Below are 15444 nucleotides of genomic sequence, written 5' to 3' on the forward strand. Positions count from 1 at the left end.
GCGGGCAGGTCAGCGCGATCCGCGTGGTGCGCCCTCGCGATCGAACACGAGTCCGGCGGCCTGCAGGTCGCCGCGCATCGCGATGTCGATACCGCGCTGCATCCAGTACGCGCCGCTGGCGACCTCCGGGGTACCTGGCGCGACCTTGCCGTGGATCAGGCGATAGCGGTAACGCGCCTTCGGATCGAGGCCGCGCAGCGCGAGCGTCGGGAACGGACGCGCTTCCTCGCCCTGGCGCTGGAACGCGAACAGCACGGCCTGGTGCCGGTCCTGCGCGACGGACAGCGTCGCCGACCAGGGCGCCCGATCGCGCGGCGAGAGGAGGCGATAGAGGTCGCCCCGCTGGACCGTTTCGCGGATGGTCTTGTACGCCGCGACGTAGCCGCGCGCGGTCGCCTCTTCCGCCGGCGTCCACTCGAGCAGGTTCGCGCCGATGCCGAGGCCGCCCTGCATCGACGAAAGAAAACGGAAGTCGAGCGAACTGACGCGGTTGTTCACCCAGTTCGGTGAACCCGTCACCCACGCCATCATCGTCGCGGGTGCGTACGCGTAGCTGAAGCCGTCCTGGATCGAGAGGCGATCGGACGGATCGGTGTTGTCGGAGGGCCATACCTCGTCGGTGAGCGCCATGATGCCGAGGTCGACGCGCGCGCCACCGCCCGAACACGACTCGATCTCCACCTTCGGATGCCGCGCGCGCAACTGGCGAAGGATGTCGTAGAGGTTGCGCACGTAGGTCACGTAGACCTTCTGCTGCTCCTCGGGCGCGACTTCGGGCCAGCCCGGCTCGGACCAGTTCCGGTTGTAATCCCACTTGAGGAACTGGATGTCGTTCTCGGTGAGCAGGCGGTCGAGCACGTCGAGCACGTGCGCCTTGACGTCCTCGCGCGCGAGGTTGAGCACCATCTGATGGCGCCCTTCGCTGCGCGGCCTTCCGGCGAAGTTGAGCACCCAGTCGGGATGCGCGCGATAGAGGTCGCTGTCCGCGTTCACCATCTCGGGCTCGACCCAGAGACCGAACGTCATGCCGAGCCCATGGACCTTGTCGATCAGCGGCTTGAGGCCGTTCGGAAACTTTCGGCGATTCACGACCCAGTCGCCCAGCCCCGCATGGTCGTTGTCACGCGCCCCGAACCAGCCGTCGTCGACGACGAAGCGCTCGACGCCAAGCGCCGCCGCCTTCTCCGCGAGCTTTTCCTGCCCCGGCTCCTCGACCTTGAATTCCGTGGCTTCCCACGAGTTGTACAGCACCGGACGAAGTGGCGCCGACGCGCCACCGGGAAGCACGCGATCGCGCTCGAACGCGTGCATCAGGCGCGAGGCCTCGCCGACACCGTCCTTCGTGTAACCCGCGTAGAACACCGGCGTGTCGAGCGACTGGCCGGGCTTGAGCCGATAACCGAAGTCGAACGGGTTGTATCCGCCCACCACGCGCACCTGGCCGAGGATGTCCTCTTCCACGCGGATGCTCCACGAACCGCTCCAGGCGAGCGCGCCGAACCAGACGTCGCCGTGCTCTTCGTTCCACGCGTCGCCGCGACCGATCGCGAACCACGGATTGTTCTCGTCGCCGGTGCTTCCGCGTCGGCTCTCGAGCACGGTCGCGCCTGGCGTCACCGGACGCGTCTGCAGGTGCCACTCGCCCGCCCAGGTGCCCGTCAGGTAGCGCAGCGAGTAATCCGGCGCGCGAGGGAGGTTCCACGTCGCGGCGGCGGCGCTGTCGATGGTCAGTGCCTGCTTGCCCGTGTTCTCGATGTGCGCCGAGCGCCCGACGATGCCGGTCGCTTCGTCCGCCGTGTAACGCAGGATCACGGTCACCCCCGCCTTCGCGTCGCGCATCGTCACGGCGAGCGCGTCCTTCTCGAGACGGTGACTGTCGTAACGCAGCACCAGGTCGCGGTTGCCGTCGTCGAACTTCACCTTCAGCGCCGGTGTCGCGGTCAGATTGCCGCCCCATCCCGCGTATTCCTGCGGTGTGAGCGCGCCTGCGGAGTCGAACGACGAACGCTCCGGCGCGGGAAGCGCCGGGCCGAGGGGATCGTCGGCCGGAAGGCGCGCGCCCCAGTAGAGGGTCTGCAGCATGCCGTCGGCGTTGACGCCCATCGCGTAGGTCACAGCACCCGCGTCCAGACGAAACACACGCTGCGACGGGTCGAAACGCGCGGAAGCATCGCCCTGGGTCGCGGCGATCGCGGGGACCGCGAGCAGGCCGCCGGCGAGACAGGCCGCCACGCGGATCATCGAAGAAGAAAACATCACTTCACCTCATGGTTCGTGGCGTGCGATCCATCGCCTCCACGCGAAACGCGAACGCGTGCTCCAGGCTCCGGCCCGGCGCGAGCTCCGTCATGCCGTTGGCGATCGCGCCTCCGGGCAGGTGGACGGCGTTGATGGGATGGTCCACGGGCTCGAAGCAGAAGAACGCCTCGCCTTCCGGCACGTAGATCACGTAGGTGTCGACATCCGACGACACGTGCAGACGCAGCGATTGATCCGGCCATTCGATCGTGGCCCGGCCATCCCATCCCTGAAACGCATGGTTGAGCCCACCCGCGGGCAACGGCACCGTGCCGTTGAAATCCCACGCCGCGGGCACGGCCTCGCGGCGCACGGGCATCGGATCGTGGCCATCGTTGAGCCAGACCTCCGTGGCGGGCGCGTGGAGCCGGGCGCCACCGTGCAGCGGGAAGAATGGATGGAGTCCGAGGCCGAACGGCAGCGCGTGGGGCCCGGCGTTGATGACGCGAAGCGTGACGCGCAACGTATCGCCCATGAGCCGGTAGCCGAGCGTCGCCCGGTACGCGTAGGCGTCGGGCGTGCTGTCCTCGAGCACGAGCAGCAGCGTGTCCGCGCTGTGGGTCAGCGTCGTCCAGGCTCGCTGCCACGCGCTGCCATGGATTGGCCAGGCGTCGCCCGCACGGTTGAGTTCCAATGCCACCCGTCGCCCGCCGTAAAAAAAGCCGCCGTGGGCGATACGATTGCTCCACGGCAGCAGGGGGTAACAGGCGAGGCGGTTGGGATCGACGACGCCGGCGGCGTCGACGTCCGATGGAAGGGTCGGACGCATCAGCGGCACACTGTGGCCGTCGACGAGCGCATCGAAGGCGACGATGCCGCCACCTGCGCGCGGCAGAACCGACAGGCTGAGCCTTTCGTTGCCGATCCGGAGCGCGTCAGACAAGCTCATCGTCACACGGTGGCATCCATGAAGACCGGGCCACGATGGTGAGCCCGTCGCCTGCGCTGCGATCGGACGGCCGTCGATGTCCGGCATTTCCCCTGGCGACGTGCACGGCGTCGATGCGCTTTCGCACGGCACCCGAATGGCGCCCTTGGAACTCGGGTGCCGCGGATTATCTAGCGACTTAATTGTAGTATTTTATGAGTAGCGAGGCGCAAGCTGCGTCGCAGCATTCGCGATGACGGCAGTCATACCATGCGGTTCGCCGTTCCCTGCTGCCGGCGGTGGCTCGAGACGCCACCGCGCGGCACGCCTGGCGAATGCGACATGCATCACGCTTCGGCGGAGGCGCGCCTCTTCCGGGGCCGCTTGCCCATGTTCTCGCGCGACTCGGCCACCATCGACGCCATCGCCTTGCGCGCCACTTCCGGGCGCTTGCGCCGCACCGCCTCGTAGACTTCCTGGTGATAGGGCAAGGCGGCCTTGAAATTCCCGGCGTTGCGAGCGGAGAGCAGGAAGAACGTGCCCAGCGCCGTTTCGATCACCGAGAACAACGAGACCATCAGCTCGTTGTTCGTTGCCTTCAGCAGCGCCTGGTGGAAGGCGAGGTCCGCCTCGGCCCACGCATCGAGGTCCGCGGACGCGGCCATCGCCTCGTACGCGGCCTTGAGATCGGCGAGCTGGGCTTCCGTCCTGCGCTTCGCCGCCGCGGCCGCCGCACCGGGCTCGATCAGCTCGCGCATCTCAACGAGTTTCTCGACGAAACTGTCCGTGGGCATGGAGGCGCAACGCCAGCCGAGCACGTCGGCATCCAGCTGGTTCCAGTTGACCTCGTCGCGCACCCTGGCGCCCGTGCGCTGCCGTGATTCGATCAGTCCCTTCGCCACCAGCACCTTCATGGCCTCGCGCAAGGCGGTGCGGCTCACCTGCAGGCGTTCGGCGAGCACTTCCTCGCGCGGCAACCCCGATCCGGGCGCCAGTTCGCCACTGACGATCAACCGGCCGAGTTGCTGAACCACCAGATTGTGCAGGCCGCGCGCGGCGACGGGCTTGACCATGCATTGCTCCCGAATGCGAAGGGCTGTCTGCGAGCCACCTTAGCGCAACGCGGCGGTGTCGCGCTGCGTCATTCGCATTGCCGGATCGTCAGGTCCGCTGGGCCGCACCCAGCACGAGCTCGCGTCCGCTGGCGCTGAGGCGCCAGCAACCGTCGTCGTTCTGCCTGACCAGGCCCTGTGCCTGCAGTTCGCGGCACGCCGTTTCGGACAATGTCCCCACGCACATGTGCCGTGTATCGCTGAGCTTGAGCAACGCCTCTTGCTGCTCCGGTGTGAGCAAGCCCCACATCGATTCGTCCCCGTGGATCCCCTGACGAAATAGTGCCGCAGCATGTCGGCCGGCCGCGTGAAAACGGCCCTCGGATACGCCGCAAGTTGCAGGCAATTCCGGCAAGCGCCCACGTCCGTCGTGGAAGAGGACGATCAGGATCCGGCGCGCGGTGGCGCAGGGTTACCCGCGCAGCCGATCGATCCGGGCCCTGCCCGCTTCGCGCGCGGCTTCGCGCGCCGATACCTCGTCGGGGAACGGCCCCACCACGTCTTCCTCGCGCGCCGCCGAACCCGGCGCGTCGTCATTGCGGGTAAGCGACCACCGGCCGCTGAAGCGACCGTCGGCCTGGGTGGTGGTGACATGCAGGGTGTAGTTGCCGATGGTCTCGATCACGGGCGTGCTCCGACGGGTCGATGCGGCTCCGTCGTCCTGTCGACGCGTCGCCGAAGCGCATGATCGGGCCGGGCCGGTGATCGCTTCGTCACGGCCCCTGGCGGCGCCGGCGGAACGCGGTCCGGACACCCGGAATCCGGGCGGCGGCGTTCTTAGGAAGGTTCACGAGCGTAATGAAGAAGGCGAACACGCCGATGGTCGCGAGCGCGGTCATGCTGCCACCGCCCGATGTATCGTCTTTCCTGGCACGTTCGAGCCTCTGTCCCCTGACCGGACGCTACATTACCGGCCGGAACGTGACGCGTCTGTAGGCGTAATCCTACAAAACGAAGAAAGCGACTTGCCGTGGCCCTCGCCAGGATGGCCATCCGGCCTACGCGCTTCGCAGACACACGCCGCCCTGCCCTCAGGATCGCTACATGACGTAGGTGCCGCTCAGCACGCGCTCGGTCCGTGCGGCATCCTCTTCCGCCTGCTGGAGGGCATCGGCCTCGACACGGAAACCGGCCGTCCGCCCCGAGACCGCGGAGCGGATGCGTTCGGGTTGGCCAACTTCCATCGCGGCGGCGAGCTCCTTGTAGAGAGCCCATTGCGCGCGCCACTGACCATCCGACGTCGCGGTGGTCTCGATCACGGCCCAGTGGGCCCCTACCTTCAGCGCATTCGCCATCGGTGGTCGCTCGCTCCCTTACGATACGACGATGGTGCAAGAGGCGCGGCAGGCTGGCAACCCGCCGCCGCGGGTCCTTCGCCCGGCTCCGGGTGGGTGGTGCGGACCTCAGCCCTGCAGGCCGAACATCAGACTGCGATGCGCGGAAACGCCCGCAAGCGCACCGTCACCGACAGCGAAGGCGACGCTGCCTGCCATCCGCGCCGCGTCCCCGCAGGCGAAGACGCCCTCCACCGAGGTCTGTTTCACGCCATCATTGCGAATGAAGGGCCCCATGGGTCCCTCTTCGAACGCGCAGCCGAGTTGCGCCGCGACAGGCGATGCGATGTCCGTGCGGGACAACGTAAACAGGCCATCCATCGCGAGATGTCGTCCGTCCGCCAGTTCGACCGTCGCGTCGCCCGACAGCCTTACGACACGCGAACGCTCCAGCACGACGCCACGATCGTTCAGTGCCCGCAGATCTTCGGCCGTCGGCTCGAACGCAGCGTTCAGAAAGAGCGTCGTCGCGCCCCAGTCCGGAAGCATCAACGCGTGATGCATCGACATTGCGCTCACGCCAAGCACGCCGATGCGCCCCCCATCCAACTCATAACCATGACAATACGGGCAATGAAAGACATGTCGACCCCAGCGTTCGGGCAGACCCTCGATGGGGGGCAGCTCGTCCGTGACACCCACGGCGAGGATCAACCGCTTGCCGATGTGACGGTCACCTGCTTCGAGATGGACCTCGAACCCGTCATCGACGCGCGACGCATGTCGCGCGGTGCCCTCGACCCAGGTTACCGATGGATAGGAGAGCAGTTGGGCTTTGCCGACGGACGCGATGACGTCCGGTGCGACACCGTCCTGGCCGAGAAAGCCGTGGGACGTATCGGCAAAGCGATTGCGGCGCCGTCCCGCATCCACGACCAGTACGCGACGCCGCGCCCGGGCCAGTTGTAACGCCGCCGACATTCCCGCATAGCTGCCGCCCACCACGATGACGTCGAACGCGGACGCCGCTGTATCCTCAGACATGTGCGTGTCCCTTGTGCACGATGTGACGACGGTTGAAATCCGTGGACAGGTCGGCGAGCGAGATCGTCGAAAGACGTGCCACGAGCAAGGCCTCGGCTTCGAGAAACGCCTCGTTCAGTGCGTTGTTCACGGCCTGCTCCACCAGGCACTCCGGATGCTCCACGCGGTTGCCCATCGCGAAGACGGTGGGTGCCCCCACCGCTGTGTAGATGTCGTGCAGCGTGACTTCATTCAGATCGCACGAGATGACCCAACCACCGCCATGTCCCTTGCTCGCCGACACGTAGCCGAGCTCGCGAAGATTCGCCAGCACGCGCCGGACGAGCACGGGGTTGGTGGAAAGATACGAGGCCAGCTGGCCGGACGTGAGCGGCTGATCGCTGTGCGCCATGTGGAGCATGACGTGCAGGACGGAAGAAAGTCGGCTGTCGCGGTTCATGTAACTAACGATATTACATTTTATGCGACGGCGCCACCGGGCGCGCCGGACAGCTCATTGATCGGGCCTGGCCCGCGGCTTCAGGCGAAAGCTGACGCCCATCCGGTTGATCGCGTTCATCGCCGCGATGGTGAGGGTCAGGTCGACCAGGTCCTTCTCGGAGAAGACGCCAGCGGCGGCGGCGTACGCCTCGTCGGAAGCCTGCGTTTCACCCACGCGCGTCACCTCCTCGGCCCACGCCAGCGCCGCACGCTCCTGGTCCGTGAACAGGTAGGCGGCCTCGTGCCAGACCGGTACCAGCACGAGCGTGTCGATCGACATGCCCGCTTTGATGAGATCCCGCGAATGGATGTCGATGCAATGCGCACACCCGTTCATCTGCGACACGCGCAGGAAAACGAGGTGGACCAGCTTCGCCGGCAGCGCGGTGCCCGTGGTGACGAAGTGATGCAAGCCGCCGAGCGCCTTGGCGCCTTCGGGGGAAACGGTAAACCAGTTGGCGCGATTCATCGTCAGGATCCTCATCGATACAGGTGTGCGACCGAGCGACATGCCGGCCGATCACTACCCAGACGATTCACGACCCGCCGTTGTGACACTGACGGGGATGAGCCTGTCTCCACCCCAACGTCGCAGATGTATCGACGACCCCGGGGGCGAGAGACGCCGCGCACTCGAATACGAACGCTCTTCGATCCGCGGCCATGGAATTCGGGGCACAAAAAAAGCCAGCATCGTGCTGGCTGGTCTGCGTCATCGGGACAGCTACGTACGGACGGCGCGTTGGTGCCCGGAGTGGGACTCGAACCCACATACCCTTGCGGATGAGGGATTTTAAGTCCCTTGCGTCTACCGGTTTCGCCATCCGGGCAGATGCGAGTCACGGAGGATATCCGTGCGGCCCCGAAAAGACAAAACCCCGGCATGGCCGGGGTTTTGTGAGTACATGGAGCGGGAAACGAGACTCGAACTCGCGACCCCGACCTTGGCAAGGTCGTGCTCTACCAACTGAGCTATTCCCGCTTAAATTGTGTCGCGGCGATGGAGGCCGAGGTCGGAATCGAACCGGCGTACGCGGATTTGCAGTCCGCTGCATGACCACTCTGCCACCCGGCCATCGCTTGCGCAGCGCGAAGAATATCCGCGTGGCGCTTAAAAAACAAAACCTCGGTTCCCCGAGGCTTTGTGGAAATACTTGGAGCGGGAAACGAGACTCGAACTCGCGACCCCGACCTTGGCAAGGTCGTGCTCTACCAACTGAGCTATTCCCGCGTCGTTGTCCAGCTATTTTAGATCAGATCGGGAATGTGTCAACCACTTTGCACCGGTTTTTTTTCGGTTTGTTTCACGTCGCCCGAATCCCCGCGCAGGCTCGGCCAGGCGGCACGCAGATAGTCCAGGCCGGACCAGATGGTGAGCACGCCCGCGATCACCAGCAGCGCCTCGCCGATGTGGTACAGCCGCAGCGTCTCCGCGTCCTTCTGCAGCAGGAGCACCACCAGCGCCACCATCTGCATCGCCGTCTTGAGCTTGCCGAGGAAGGCGACCTTCACCTTCGAACGGGCACCGATCTGCGCCATCCACTCGCGCAGCGCCGACACGCTGATCTCGCGTCCGACGATGACGGAGGCCGTCACGGCCATCAGCACGCCCTGCCACCCGCCCGGATGCGACTGCACGAGGAGGAAGAGCGTGACCGCGACCATGAGCTTGTCGGCGACCGGATCCAGGAAGGCGCCGAACGCCGAGGTCAGGTTCATTCGCCGGGCGAGGTAACCGTCGAGCCAGTCCGTGACGCCCGCGAGAACGAAGACGATCGCAGCCGTCAGGTTCGCTCCGCGAAACGGCAGGTAGAAGACGACGACCATCACCGGCAGCAGGAGCACTCGGAACAGGGTCAGCCAGGTGGGTAGGTTGATTCGCATGAGTTCGGCCGTGGCGGGAGGCGGGTGGATGGCCACGCCTCCGTTCGATCAGGGGTGCAGCATGGCATAGATGCGTTCGGCGAGACCGCGATCAATGCCTTTGACGCTCATCAGTTCTTCCACGCCCGCGGCCTCGACACCCGCGAGGCCGCCGAAGGCCTTGAGCAACGCCGCGCGGCGACGCGCGCCCACGCCCGCCACGTCCTCCAGCGTGCTCCGCTCGCGAGCCGCCTCGCGTCGGCGGCGGTGACCGCTGATCGCGAAGCGGTGGGCCTCGTCGCGCACCGCCGCCACGAGGTGGAGCGCGGGCGACGACGTACCGGGATGCAGCGTCTTCCCGCTGTCGGCGAGCACGAGGGTTTCCTCGCCGGCGCGTCGACCCGGACCTTTCGCGACACCGACCACGCGGATACCGTCGACACCCAGCTCGCGCAGGACGTCGACGGCCTGGGCCACCTGCCCCGTGCCGCCGTCGATCAGGAGGATGTCGGGCTTGGCGCCGCCCTCCACCACCTTCTTGAAGCGGCGGGTGAGCGCCTGATGCATGGCGGCGTAATCGTCGCCGGGCGTGATCCCCGTGATGTTGAAGCGCCGGTAATGCGACTTCTCCGGGCCTTCGGGACCGAAGACTACGCAGGATGCGACGGTCAGCTCGCCCCGCGTATGGCTGATGTCGAAGCACTCGATCCGCCGGGGCGCCGCGTCGAGCTCCAGCACCTTCTGCAGGTCGTCGAAGCGGACGAGCAGCGTGTGCCGGCTGGCGAGCCGCGACGTGAGCGCGGCGCTGGCGTTGCGCTGGGCCATCTCGAGGAAACGCGCCCGCTCGCCGCGCACGCTGGGTTTCAGCGATACGACGTACCCCGCGTGTTCCGACAGCACCTGCGCGAGCACGTCCATGTCCTCGACGGCGTCGCTGAGAACCAGCTCGCGCGGCACCTGCCGCTCGAGGTAGTACTGCGCGATGAACTGCGAAAGGACGTCCGAGACCGAGGCATCCGTGGGCAGCCGCGGGAAGAAGTCGCGCGAGCCGAGGCTGACGCCGTTGCGGAAGAACAGCACGCTCACGCATGCCATGCCACCTTCCATGCAGCACGCGATCACATCCATGTCGGCACTCGCGCCCTGCACGAAATGCTGCGCCTGGATCTTGCGCAACGCCGCGACCTGGTCGCGCAGGGCCGCCGCGCGCTCGAACTTGAGGTCGCGCGAGGCCTGCTCCATCGACACGGCCAGCTCGTCGATCACGGCGCTGCTACGCCCTTCGAGGAACATCTCGGCGTGGCGCACGTCGTTGCGGTAGTCGTCGACCTCGATCAACCGCACGCAGGGCGCGCTGCAGCGACCGATCTGGTGCTGCAGGCAAGGGCGCGAGCGGTTCTTGAAATAGCTGTCCTCGCATTGCCTGACCTTGAACAGCTTCTGCATGAGGCCGAGGCTCTCGCGCACGGCGAAGGTGCTCGGGTACGGCCCGAAATAGCGCCCCGGCGCGCTCTTCGCCCCGCGATGGAACGCGAGGCGCGGATAATCCTCGCCACCGGAGAGGAAGATGTACGGGTAGCTCTTGTCGTCGCGAAGCACGATGTTGTAACGCGGCTTCAGCGATTTGATCAGCTGGGACTCGAGCAGCAGCGCCTCGCCCGCGGTGCGCGTGAGCGTGACTTCGGCGCGCGCGATCTGCGACACCATCGACGCGATGCGCGGGTCCATCGGCGGCTTCAGGAAGTAGTTGCCGACGCGCTTCTTGAGGTTCGCCGCCTTGCCGACGTACAGCAACTCGTCGTCCGCATCGAAGTAGCGATAGACGCCGGGCGAGGTGGTGAGGTGTCGGACGAAGGCCTTGCCGTCGAACGGGTGCGACTCGGTGTGCTCCATGCCGCCATTTTACCGCGTCGGCGCATGCCCGACGCGAAAAGACGCCGGCACGTGGATGAGTCGTGCCGGCGTCGCCGTCCATGGATGCGCCGCCGTCCTGTCAGGGGTGCGTGTGGCGACGGGGGACAGATTACGTCCGGGCCCATGGCGGCGCGCCCGGCGCGGGCCGCGAGAAGGCGCCCGCGAAGCCCTCGCCGGAGGCCGGAAATCGCCTACAGGCCGCGCCCCTGCCCCGCCAGCCAGCGCTCGGCGCGGGTCAGGTCCTCGGCCGTGTCGATCCCCGGCGGGAACGGCTCCGGTGTCGGACGGACGGAAATGGCGTAGCCATGCTCGAGAGCCCGAAGCTGTTCCAGCGATTCGGCCTGCTCCAGCGGCGTGCGCGGGAGCGCGGCCAGCCGGCGGAGGAAGCCGGCCCGGTAGGCGTAGATGCCGATGTGACGGAGAAACGGCACGCCGCCCGGAAGGACGGAGCGGTCGTGGGCCAGGGCGTCGCGGGCCCAGGGCGCCGGCGCGCGGGTGAAATACAGCGCCCGTCCGTTCGCGCCGCGCACGACCTTCACCACGTTCGGATCGAACAGCTCGTCGATGTCCTCGATGGGCGTCGCCAGGGTCGCCATCGGGGCGTCGTCGCCGGCAAGGGTCGCCACCACGGCTCGGATGCCCGACGCCGGCGCGAAGGGCTCGTCGCCCTGCAGGTTCACGATCACCGTGTCCTCCGGCCAACCGAAGCTGGAGGCGGTTTCCGCGATGCGGTCGCTGCCCGACGCATGGTCGGGGCGCGTCATGCAGACGAGGATGTCGTCACCGCAGCCGCGCAGCTCGTGGGCGACGCGATCGTCGTCGGTGGCCACCACCACCTGCGCCGCGCCCGCCTGCGTCGCGCGGCGGGCGACACGGCGGATCATCGATTCTCCCGCGATCTTCAGCAGCGGCTTGCCGGGCAGGCGCGTGGACCCGTAGCGGGCGGGCACCACGACGACGAACGGAGGGATCTTCTCGGCCATGGCGGCATCCGGCTGCGGGAAATGGAAAGCGTAACGCCTCCGCGCGCGGCGTGGAACGTCCGGCGCGGAGGGGCCGTCACGGCGCCGGATGCAGATCGAAGCCCGTCAGGTTGGCCAGTTCCATGAAGCCGGGGAACGACGTGGCGACGTTGGCGCAATCGCCGATCGTGATCGGCGCCGAGGCGACGAGACCGGCGACGGCGAAACTCATCGCGATGCGGTGATCGCCATGGCTGTCGACGAAACCACCCCCGATCCTGCCGCCGCGGATGATCGCGCCGTCCGGCAACTCGTCGATCAGCACGCCGCACGCCTTCAGCCCGTTGGCCATCGCGGCGATGCGATCGGACTCCTTCACGCGGAGTTCGGCCGCGCCACGGATCGTGGTCATGCCGTCCGCGATGGCCGCCGCGACGAACAGTGCAGGAAACTCGTCGATCATGTCCGGGACGATGTCCAGCGGCAGGGCCACGCCGCGCAGGCGGGCGTGCCGGACCACGAGGTCGCCGATGGCTTCGCCGCCGCTCGTGCGTTCGTTTTCCACCGTGATGTTCGCACCCATGAGTTCGAGCGCCGCCAGGAGACCGGTGCGGCGCGGATTGAGTCCCACCCCCTTCAGGCGCAGCAACGAGCCCGGCACGATGCACGCGGCCACGATGAAGAACGCGGCCGAGGAAATGTCCGCGGGCACTTCGACGTCCACCGCGCGCAACGTATGGCCGCCTTCCAGACGCGCGTGGCCGGGGGCGTAGTCGATCGGCCAGCCGAACGCCTTCAGCATGCTCTCGGTGTAATCGCGCGTCGGGTGCGGCTCGATCACCTCCGTCGCACCGTCGGCGTAGAGGCCGGCAAGCAAGAGGGCCGACTTCACCTGCGCACTGGCCACCGGCGAACGATAGGTGACGCCGCGCAACGGCGCACCACCGTGGATCCGCAGCGGCGGACGCCCGTCGTGGGTGTCGATCGACGCGCCCATCGTCGTCAGCGGATCCGTCACGCGGCGCATCGGCCGGCGCGACAGCGACTCGTCGCCCACGAGCACCGAATCGAACGCCTGTCCCGCGAGCAGGCCCGCGAGCAGACGCATGCCCGTGCCGGCGTTGCCGCAGTCGAGCGGCTCGGACGTGCCGCGAAGGCCGTGCAGGCCCACGCCATGGACGATGCGCTCACCCGGCGCCGGCGTTTCGAAACGCACCCCGAGCCTGCCGAGGATCGCCGCCGTGGCGCGTGTGTCCTCGCCTTCGAGGAAACCGCGGATATGTGATACGCCCTCGGCGATCGCGCCGAACATCAACGCGCGGTGCGACACCGACTTGTCACCCGGCACGACGACCTCCCCCAGCAGCTCGGTCCCGGTGGGTTCGCTGATCCAGTCGAGGCGCGTCATGGCAGGTTCTCCAGCAGGCGTTCGAGTTCGGCACGGCTGCCGACGCTCACGCGCACCGTATGCGGCAGGCGGTATCCGATCATGGGCCGGACGATGACGCCGCGCTCGAACAGATGTGCCTCGGTGTCCGCGGCATCGCGGCCGAGGTCGACGAGGAGGAAGTTGGTCTGCGACGGCAGCACGCGCAGGCCGCGCGCCGTCAGTTCACCGGCGAGCCAATCGCGGTCGCGCCGGTTCGTTTCGCGCACGCGGGCGCGGTGTTCGTGATCCGAGAGCGCGGCTTCCGCGGCGGCCAGCGCGACGCCGTTGACGTTGAACGACTCGCGGAGCCGCTCGCATACGGCGGCGACGGACGGATGGCTGAGCATGTATCCGATACGCAGGCCTGCCAGCGCGTACGCCTTGGAAAACGTCCGCGTGACGATCAGGTTCGGGAAGCGCGCGAGCAGGTGCAGGCCCGTGCTCAGCCCCTCGGCATCCACGTACTCGTGGTACGCCTCGTCGACGACCACGAGGGTGTCGCTGGACACTTTCGTGAGGAAGGCCTCGAGCGCGGCGTCCGTGAACCAGGTGCCGGTCGGGTTGTTCGGATTGGCGAGATAGACGATGCGCGTATCGGCCGTGACCGCCGCCGCGATGGCATCGAGGTCGTGGCCGTACGGTGCCTCCGGATGATCCGCGGGCAAGGCGGGAACCGCGACCGCTGGCGCGCCGGCGGCCGCCGCGGCGATCGGGAAAACGGCGAATCCATACTGCGAATGCACCACCGGATGAGCGGCGTCGGCGAAACACTGCGCCAGCAGCATCAGCAGTTCATGCGAGCCGTTGCCGAGCGTGATGCCCGACACGGGCAGACCCAGTTCCGACGACAGCTTCGCCTTGAGCGACGCGCCGAGCGGATCGGGATAGCGCCAGATGTCCTCGAGCACGCGCGTCGCCGCGCGCATCGCGAGCTTGCTGGGCCCGAGCGGATTCTCGTTGGAACCGAGTTCGGAAAGCACCGCGCCGAAGCGCAGGCGCAGGGCGGGAAGATCGTGACCGGGATCGTAGGCGCGCAGGGCCGACGTCGCCCGGTTGGCGAGCGCGGCCGCGTCGAAGCTGGCGGTCATGGCAGGGCGACGGGGTAGGAACCGAGCACGCGCACGTCGGCGGCGGCGGGTTTCATGGCCTCGAGGGCGTTCTGCAGGGCGGGATCGTCCACGTGGCCCGACACGTCGATGAAGAACGCGTACTGCCACTTGCCCGTGTGGGCCGGACGGGATTCGATGCGGTTCATGCTGATGCCTTCCTTCGCGAGCGGACTCAGCACGTCGTACAGCGCGCCGGGCTTGTCGCGGACCGACACCAGCAGCGAGGTGCGATCGTTGCCCGACGGCGGGAAGATCGAGCGCCCGATGACGAGGAAGCGCGTGGTGTTGTCGGAACGGTCCTCGATCGGACCGGCGACGGTCTTCAGGCCGTACACGCGACCGGCGGTCTCGCCGGCGATCGCCGCCGACTCGGGCGACAGGCGCGCGGTGCGCGCGGCTTCGGCGTTGCTCGACACCGCGATGCGCTCGGCATGCGGCAGGTTGACGCGCAGCCAGCCCTGGCATTGCTGCAGCGACTGCGGATGCGAGTACACCCGCTTGACGTCCTTCAGCTCGCCGCTGAGCGAGAGCAGGTTCTGGTGCACGCGCAGCTCGACTTCGCCGCAGATCGTCGCCTTCGACACGAGGAACATGTCCAGCGTCATCTGGATCATGCCCTGCCCGGAGTTCTCCACGGGCACCACGCCGAAATCGGCATTGCCGGCGGCCACTTCCTGGAACACCTCCTCGATGCTTCCCAGGGGCAGGCCGTAGGCGGCATGGCCGAAATGCTTGCGCACGGCCTGCTCGCTGAAGGTGCCTTCGGGACCGAGGAAGCCGATCTTCAGCGGCTGCTGCTGCGACAGGCACGAGGACATGATCTCGCGGAACAGCCGGACGAGCTCGCCATCGGGCAGCGGACCATCGTTACGATCGATGACGCCGCGAAGCACCTGGGCTTCCCGTTCCGGTCGGTAATACTCCACCGCCGCCTTCAACGGGCCTTTCGCCCGGCCGACCTGCTGCGCCCACCGGGCGCGCTCGCTGATGAGCGATTGCAGTTGCTGATCGATGCTGTCGATGCGCGTGCGCGCCTCGGCCAGCGTGGCTTGCTTATCGGCGGGGGTCTTGCTCATGGCTTCCAACGGCTG

At 67.4% G+C, this 15444-nt stretch carries 16 protein-coding genes and 4 tRNA genes; all 20 read right to left on the minus strand.

What is annotated here, in order from left to right; translation table 11 throughout:
- Nucleotides 1–9 precede the first annotated feature (9 nt).
- The 20 genes from BMW54_RS07955 to pheA all read right to left on the minus strand — a co-directional run bounded on the left by BMW54_RS07955 (nt 10) and on the right by pheA (nt 15429).
- Nucleotides 10–2256 carry an alpha-galactosidase gene (locus tag BMW54_RS07955; protein WP_254779153.1) on the minus strand — a complete coding sequence of 749 codons (2247 nt, stop codon included), beginning with the start codon at nt 2254–2256 and terminating at the stop codon, nt 10–12.
- 4 nt (nt 2257–2260) lie between these two features.
- Nucleotides 2261–3187 (minus strand): aldose 1-epimerase, encoded by a 927-nt coding sequence (locus tag BMW54_RS07960; RefSeq protein ID WP_175472806.1) that lies wholly within the window; start codon nt 3185–3187, stop codon nt 2261–2263.
- Nucleotides 3188–3513: 326 nt separating this feature from the next.
- Nucleotides 3514–4239 carry a FadR/GntR family transcriptional regulator gene (locus BMW54_RS07965; protein WP_090054442.1) on the minus strand — a complete coding sequence of 242 codons (726 nt, stop codon included), beginning with the start codon at nt 4237–4239 and terminating at the stop codon, nt 3514–3516.
- Between the two features lie 88 nt (nt 4240–4327).
- Nucleotides 4328–4528, minus strand: a complete 201-nt coding sequence (locus tag BMW54_RS07970; RefSeq protein WP_090054444.1) for a hypothetical protein — start codon at nt 4526–4528, stop codon at nt 4328–4330.
- Between the two features lie 162 nt (nt 4529–4690).
- Nucleotides 4691–4903 (minus strand): hypothetical protein, encoded by a 213-nt coding sequence (locus BMW54_RS07975; protein WP_090054446.1) that lies wholly within the window; start codon nt 4901–4903, stop codon nt 4691–4693.
- An 88-nt stretch (nt 4904–4991) separates the two neighbouring features.
- A complete protein-coding gene (locus tag BMW54_RS19110; protein ID WP_256374574.1) occupies nt 4992–5117 on the minus strand; it encodes a hypothetical protein in 126 nt (41 codons plus the stop codon).
- Nucleotides 5118–5318: 201 nt separating this feature from the next.
- Nucleotides 5319–5573, minus strand: a complete 255-nt coding sequence (locus tag BMW54_RS07980; protein WP_090054447.1) for a hypothetical protein — start codon at nt 5571–5573, stop codon at nt 5319–5321.
- A 108-nt stretch (nt 5574–5681) separates the two neighbouring features.
- Nucleotides 5682–6596, minus strand: coding sequence for an NAD(P)/FAD-dependent oxidoreductase (locus BMW54_RS07985; protein WP_090054449.1), 915 nt, complete (start codon nt 6594–6596; stop codon nt 5682–5684).
- Nucleotides 6589–7035, minus strand: a complete 447-nt coding sequence (locus tag BMW54_RS07990) for an Rrf2 family transcriptional regulator (protein ID WP_090054451.1) — start codon at nt 7033–7035, stop codon at nt 6589–6591. The genes BMW54_RS07985 and BMW54_RS07990 overlap by 8 nt, the downstream gene beginning before the upstream one ends.
- 54 nt (nt 7036–7089) lie before the next feature.
- On the minus strand, nt 7090–7545 hold the full coding sequence (locus BMW54_RS07995) for a carboxymuconolactone decarboxylase family protein (protein WP_090054453.1): 456 nt from the start codon (nt 7543–7545) through the stop codon (nt 7090–7092).
- 274 nt (nt 7546–7819) lie between these two features.
- Nucleotides 7820–7906 (minus strand) — tRNA-Leu (locus BMW54_RS08000).
- A 76-nt stretch (nt 7907–7982) separates the two neighbouring features.
- Nucleotides 7983–8058, minus strand: a tRNA-Gly gene (locus BMW54_RS08005).
- A gap of 19 nt (nt 8059–8077) precedes the next feature.
- Nucleotides 8078–8151: transfer RNA gene (locus tag BMW54_RS08010), tRNA-Cys, on the minus strand.
- A gap of 80 nt (nt 8152–8231) precedes the next feature.
- A tRNA-Gly gene (locus BMW54_RS08015) sits at nt 8232–8307 on the minus strand.
- Between the two features lie 38 nt (nt 8308–8345).
- The gene (gene pgsA / locus BMW54_RS08020; RefSeq protein ID WP_090055814.1) at nt 8346–8960 is read right to left on the minus strand and encodes a CDP-diacylglycerol--glycerol-3-phosphate 3-phosphatidyltransferase; all 615 of its coding nucleotides are present in this window, start codon (nt 8958–8960) and stop codon (nt 8346–8348) included.
- A 48-nt stretch (nt 8961–9008) separates the two neighbouring features.
- Entirely contained in the window at nt 9009–10832 is a 1824-nt protein-coding gene (uvrC, locus tag BMW54_RS08025) for an excinuclease ABC subunit UvrC (protein WP_090054455.1), read from the minus strand.
- Nucleotides 10833–11044: 212 nt separating this feature from the next.
- Nucleotides 11045–11836, minus strand: coding sequence for a 3-deoxy-manno-octulosonate cytidylyltransferase (kdsB, locus tag BMW54_RS08030; protein WP_090054457.1), 792 nt, complete (start codon nt 11834–11836; stop codon nt 11045–11047).
- A 76-nt stretch (nt 11837–11912) separates the two neighbouring features.
- Nucleotides 11913–13223, minus strand: coding sequence for a 3-phosphoshikimate 1-carboxyvinyltransferase (gene aroA / locus BMW54_RS08035; RefSeq protein WP_090054459.1), 1311 nt, complete (start codon nt 13221–13223; stop codon nt 11913–11915).
- Nucleotides 13220–14332, minus strand: a complete 1113-nt coding sequence (gene hisC, locus BMW54_RS08040; RefSeq protein WP_090054461.1) for a histidinol-phosphate transaminase — start codon at nt 14330–14332, stop codon at nt 13220–13222. The genes aroA and hisC overlap by 4 nt, the downstream gene beginning before the upstream one ends.
- Nucleotides 14329–15429, minus strand: coding sequence for a prephenate dehydratase (gene pheA / locus BMW54_RS08045; RefSeq protein WP_090054463.1), 1101 nt, complete (start codon nt 15427–15429; stop codon nt 14329–14331). Before pheA ends, hisC begins: the two co-directional genes overlap by 4 nt.
- Nucleotides 15430–15444: the final 15 nt, after the last annotated feature.

It is taken from the genome of Luteibacter sp. 329MFSha (assembly GCF_900111665.1).
GTDB lineage: Bacteria > Pseudomonadota > Gammaproteobacteria > Xanthomonadales > Rhodanobacteraceae > Luteibacter.

What these genes read in the sequence shown, in the direction of transcription:
- BMW54_RS07955 (WP_254779153.1), bottom strand. Translation starts at nt 2,256, where the DNA reads ATGTTTTCTTCTTCGATGATCCGCGTGGCGGCCTGTCTCGCCGGCGGC.
- BMW54_RS07960 (WP_175472806.1), bottom strand. Translation starts at nt 3,187, where the DNA reads ATGAGCTTGTCTGACGCGCTCCGGATCGGCAACGAAAGGCTCAGCCTG.
- BMW54_RS07965 (WP_090054442.1), bottom strand. Translation starts at nt 4,239, where the DNA reads ATGGTCAAGCCCGTCGCCGCGCGCGGCCTGCACAATCTGGTGGTTCAG.
- BMW54_RS07970 (WP_090054444.1), bottom strand. Translation starts at nt 4,528, where the DNA reads ATGTGGGGCTTGCTCACACCGGAGCAGCAAGAGGCGTTGCTCAAGCTC.
- BMW54_RS19110 (WP_256374574.1), bottom strand. Translation starts at nt 5,117, where the DNA reads ATGACCGCGCTCGCGACCATCGGCGTGTTCGCCTTCTTCATTACGCTC.
- BMW54_RS07980 (WP_090054447.1), bottom strand. Translation starts at nt 5,573, where the DNA reads ATGGCGAATGCGCTGAAGGTAGGGGCCCACTGGGCCGTGATCGAGACC.
- BMW54_RS07985 (WP_090054449.1), bottom strand. Translation starts at nt 6,596, where the DNA reads ATGTCTGAGGATACAGCGGCGTCCGCGTTCGACGTCATCGTGGTGGGC.
- BMW54_RS07990 (WP_090054451.1), bottom strand. Translation starts at nt 7,035, where the DNA reads ATGAACCGCGACAGCCGACTTTCTTCCGTCCTGCACGTCATGCTCCAC.
- BMW54_RS07995 (WP_090054453.1), bottom strand. Translation starts at nt 7,545, where the DNA reads ATGAATCGCGCCAACTGGTTTACCGTTTCCCCCGAAGGCGCCAAGGCG.
- pgsA (WP_090055814.1), bottom strand. Translation starts at nt 8,960, where the DNA reads ATGCGAATCAACCTACCCACCTGGCTGACCCTGTTCCGAGTGCTCCTG.
- uvrC (WP_090054455.1), bottom strand. Translation starts at nt 10,832, where the DNA reads ATGGAGCACACCGAGTCGCACCCGTTCGACGGCAAGGCCTTCGTCCGA.
- kdsB (WP_090054457.1), bottom strand. Translation starts at nt 11,836, where the DNA reads ATGGCCGAGAAGATCCCTCCGTTCGTCGTCGTGGTGCCCGCCCGCTAC.
- aroA (WP_090054459.1), bottom strand. Translation starts at nt 13,223, where the DNA reads ATGACGCGCCTCGACTGGATCAGCGAACCCACCGGGACCGAGCTGCTG.
- hisC (WP_090054461.1), bottom strand. Translation starts at nt 14,332, where the DNA reads ATGACCGCCAGCTTCGACGCGGCCGCGCTCGCCAACCGGGCGACGTCG.
- pheA (WP_090054463.1), bottom strand. Translation starts at nt 15,429, where the DNA reads ATGAGCAAGACCCCCGCCGATAAGCAAGCCACGCTGGCCGAGGCGCGC.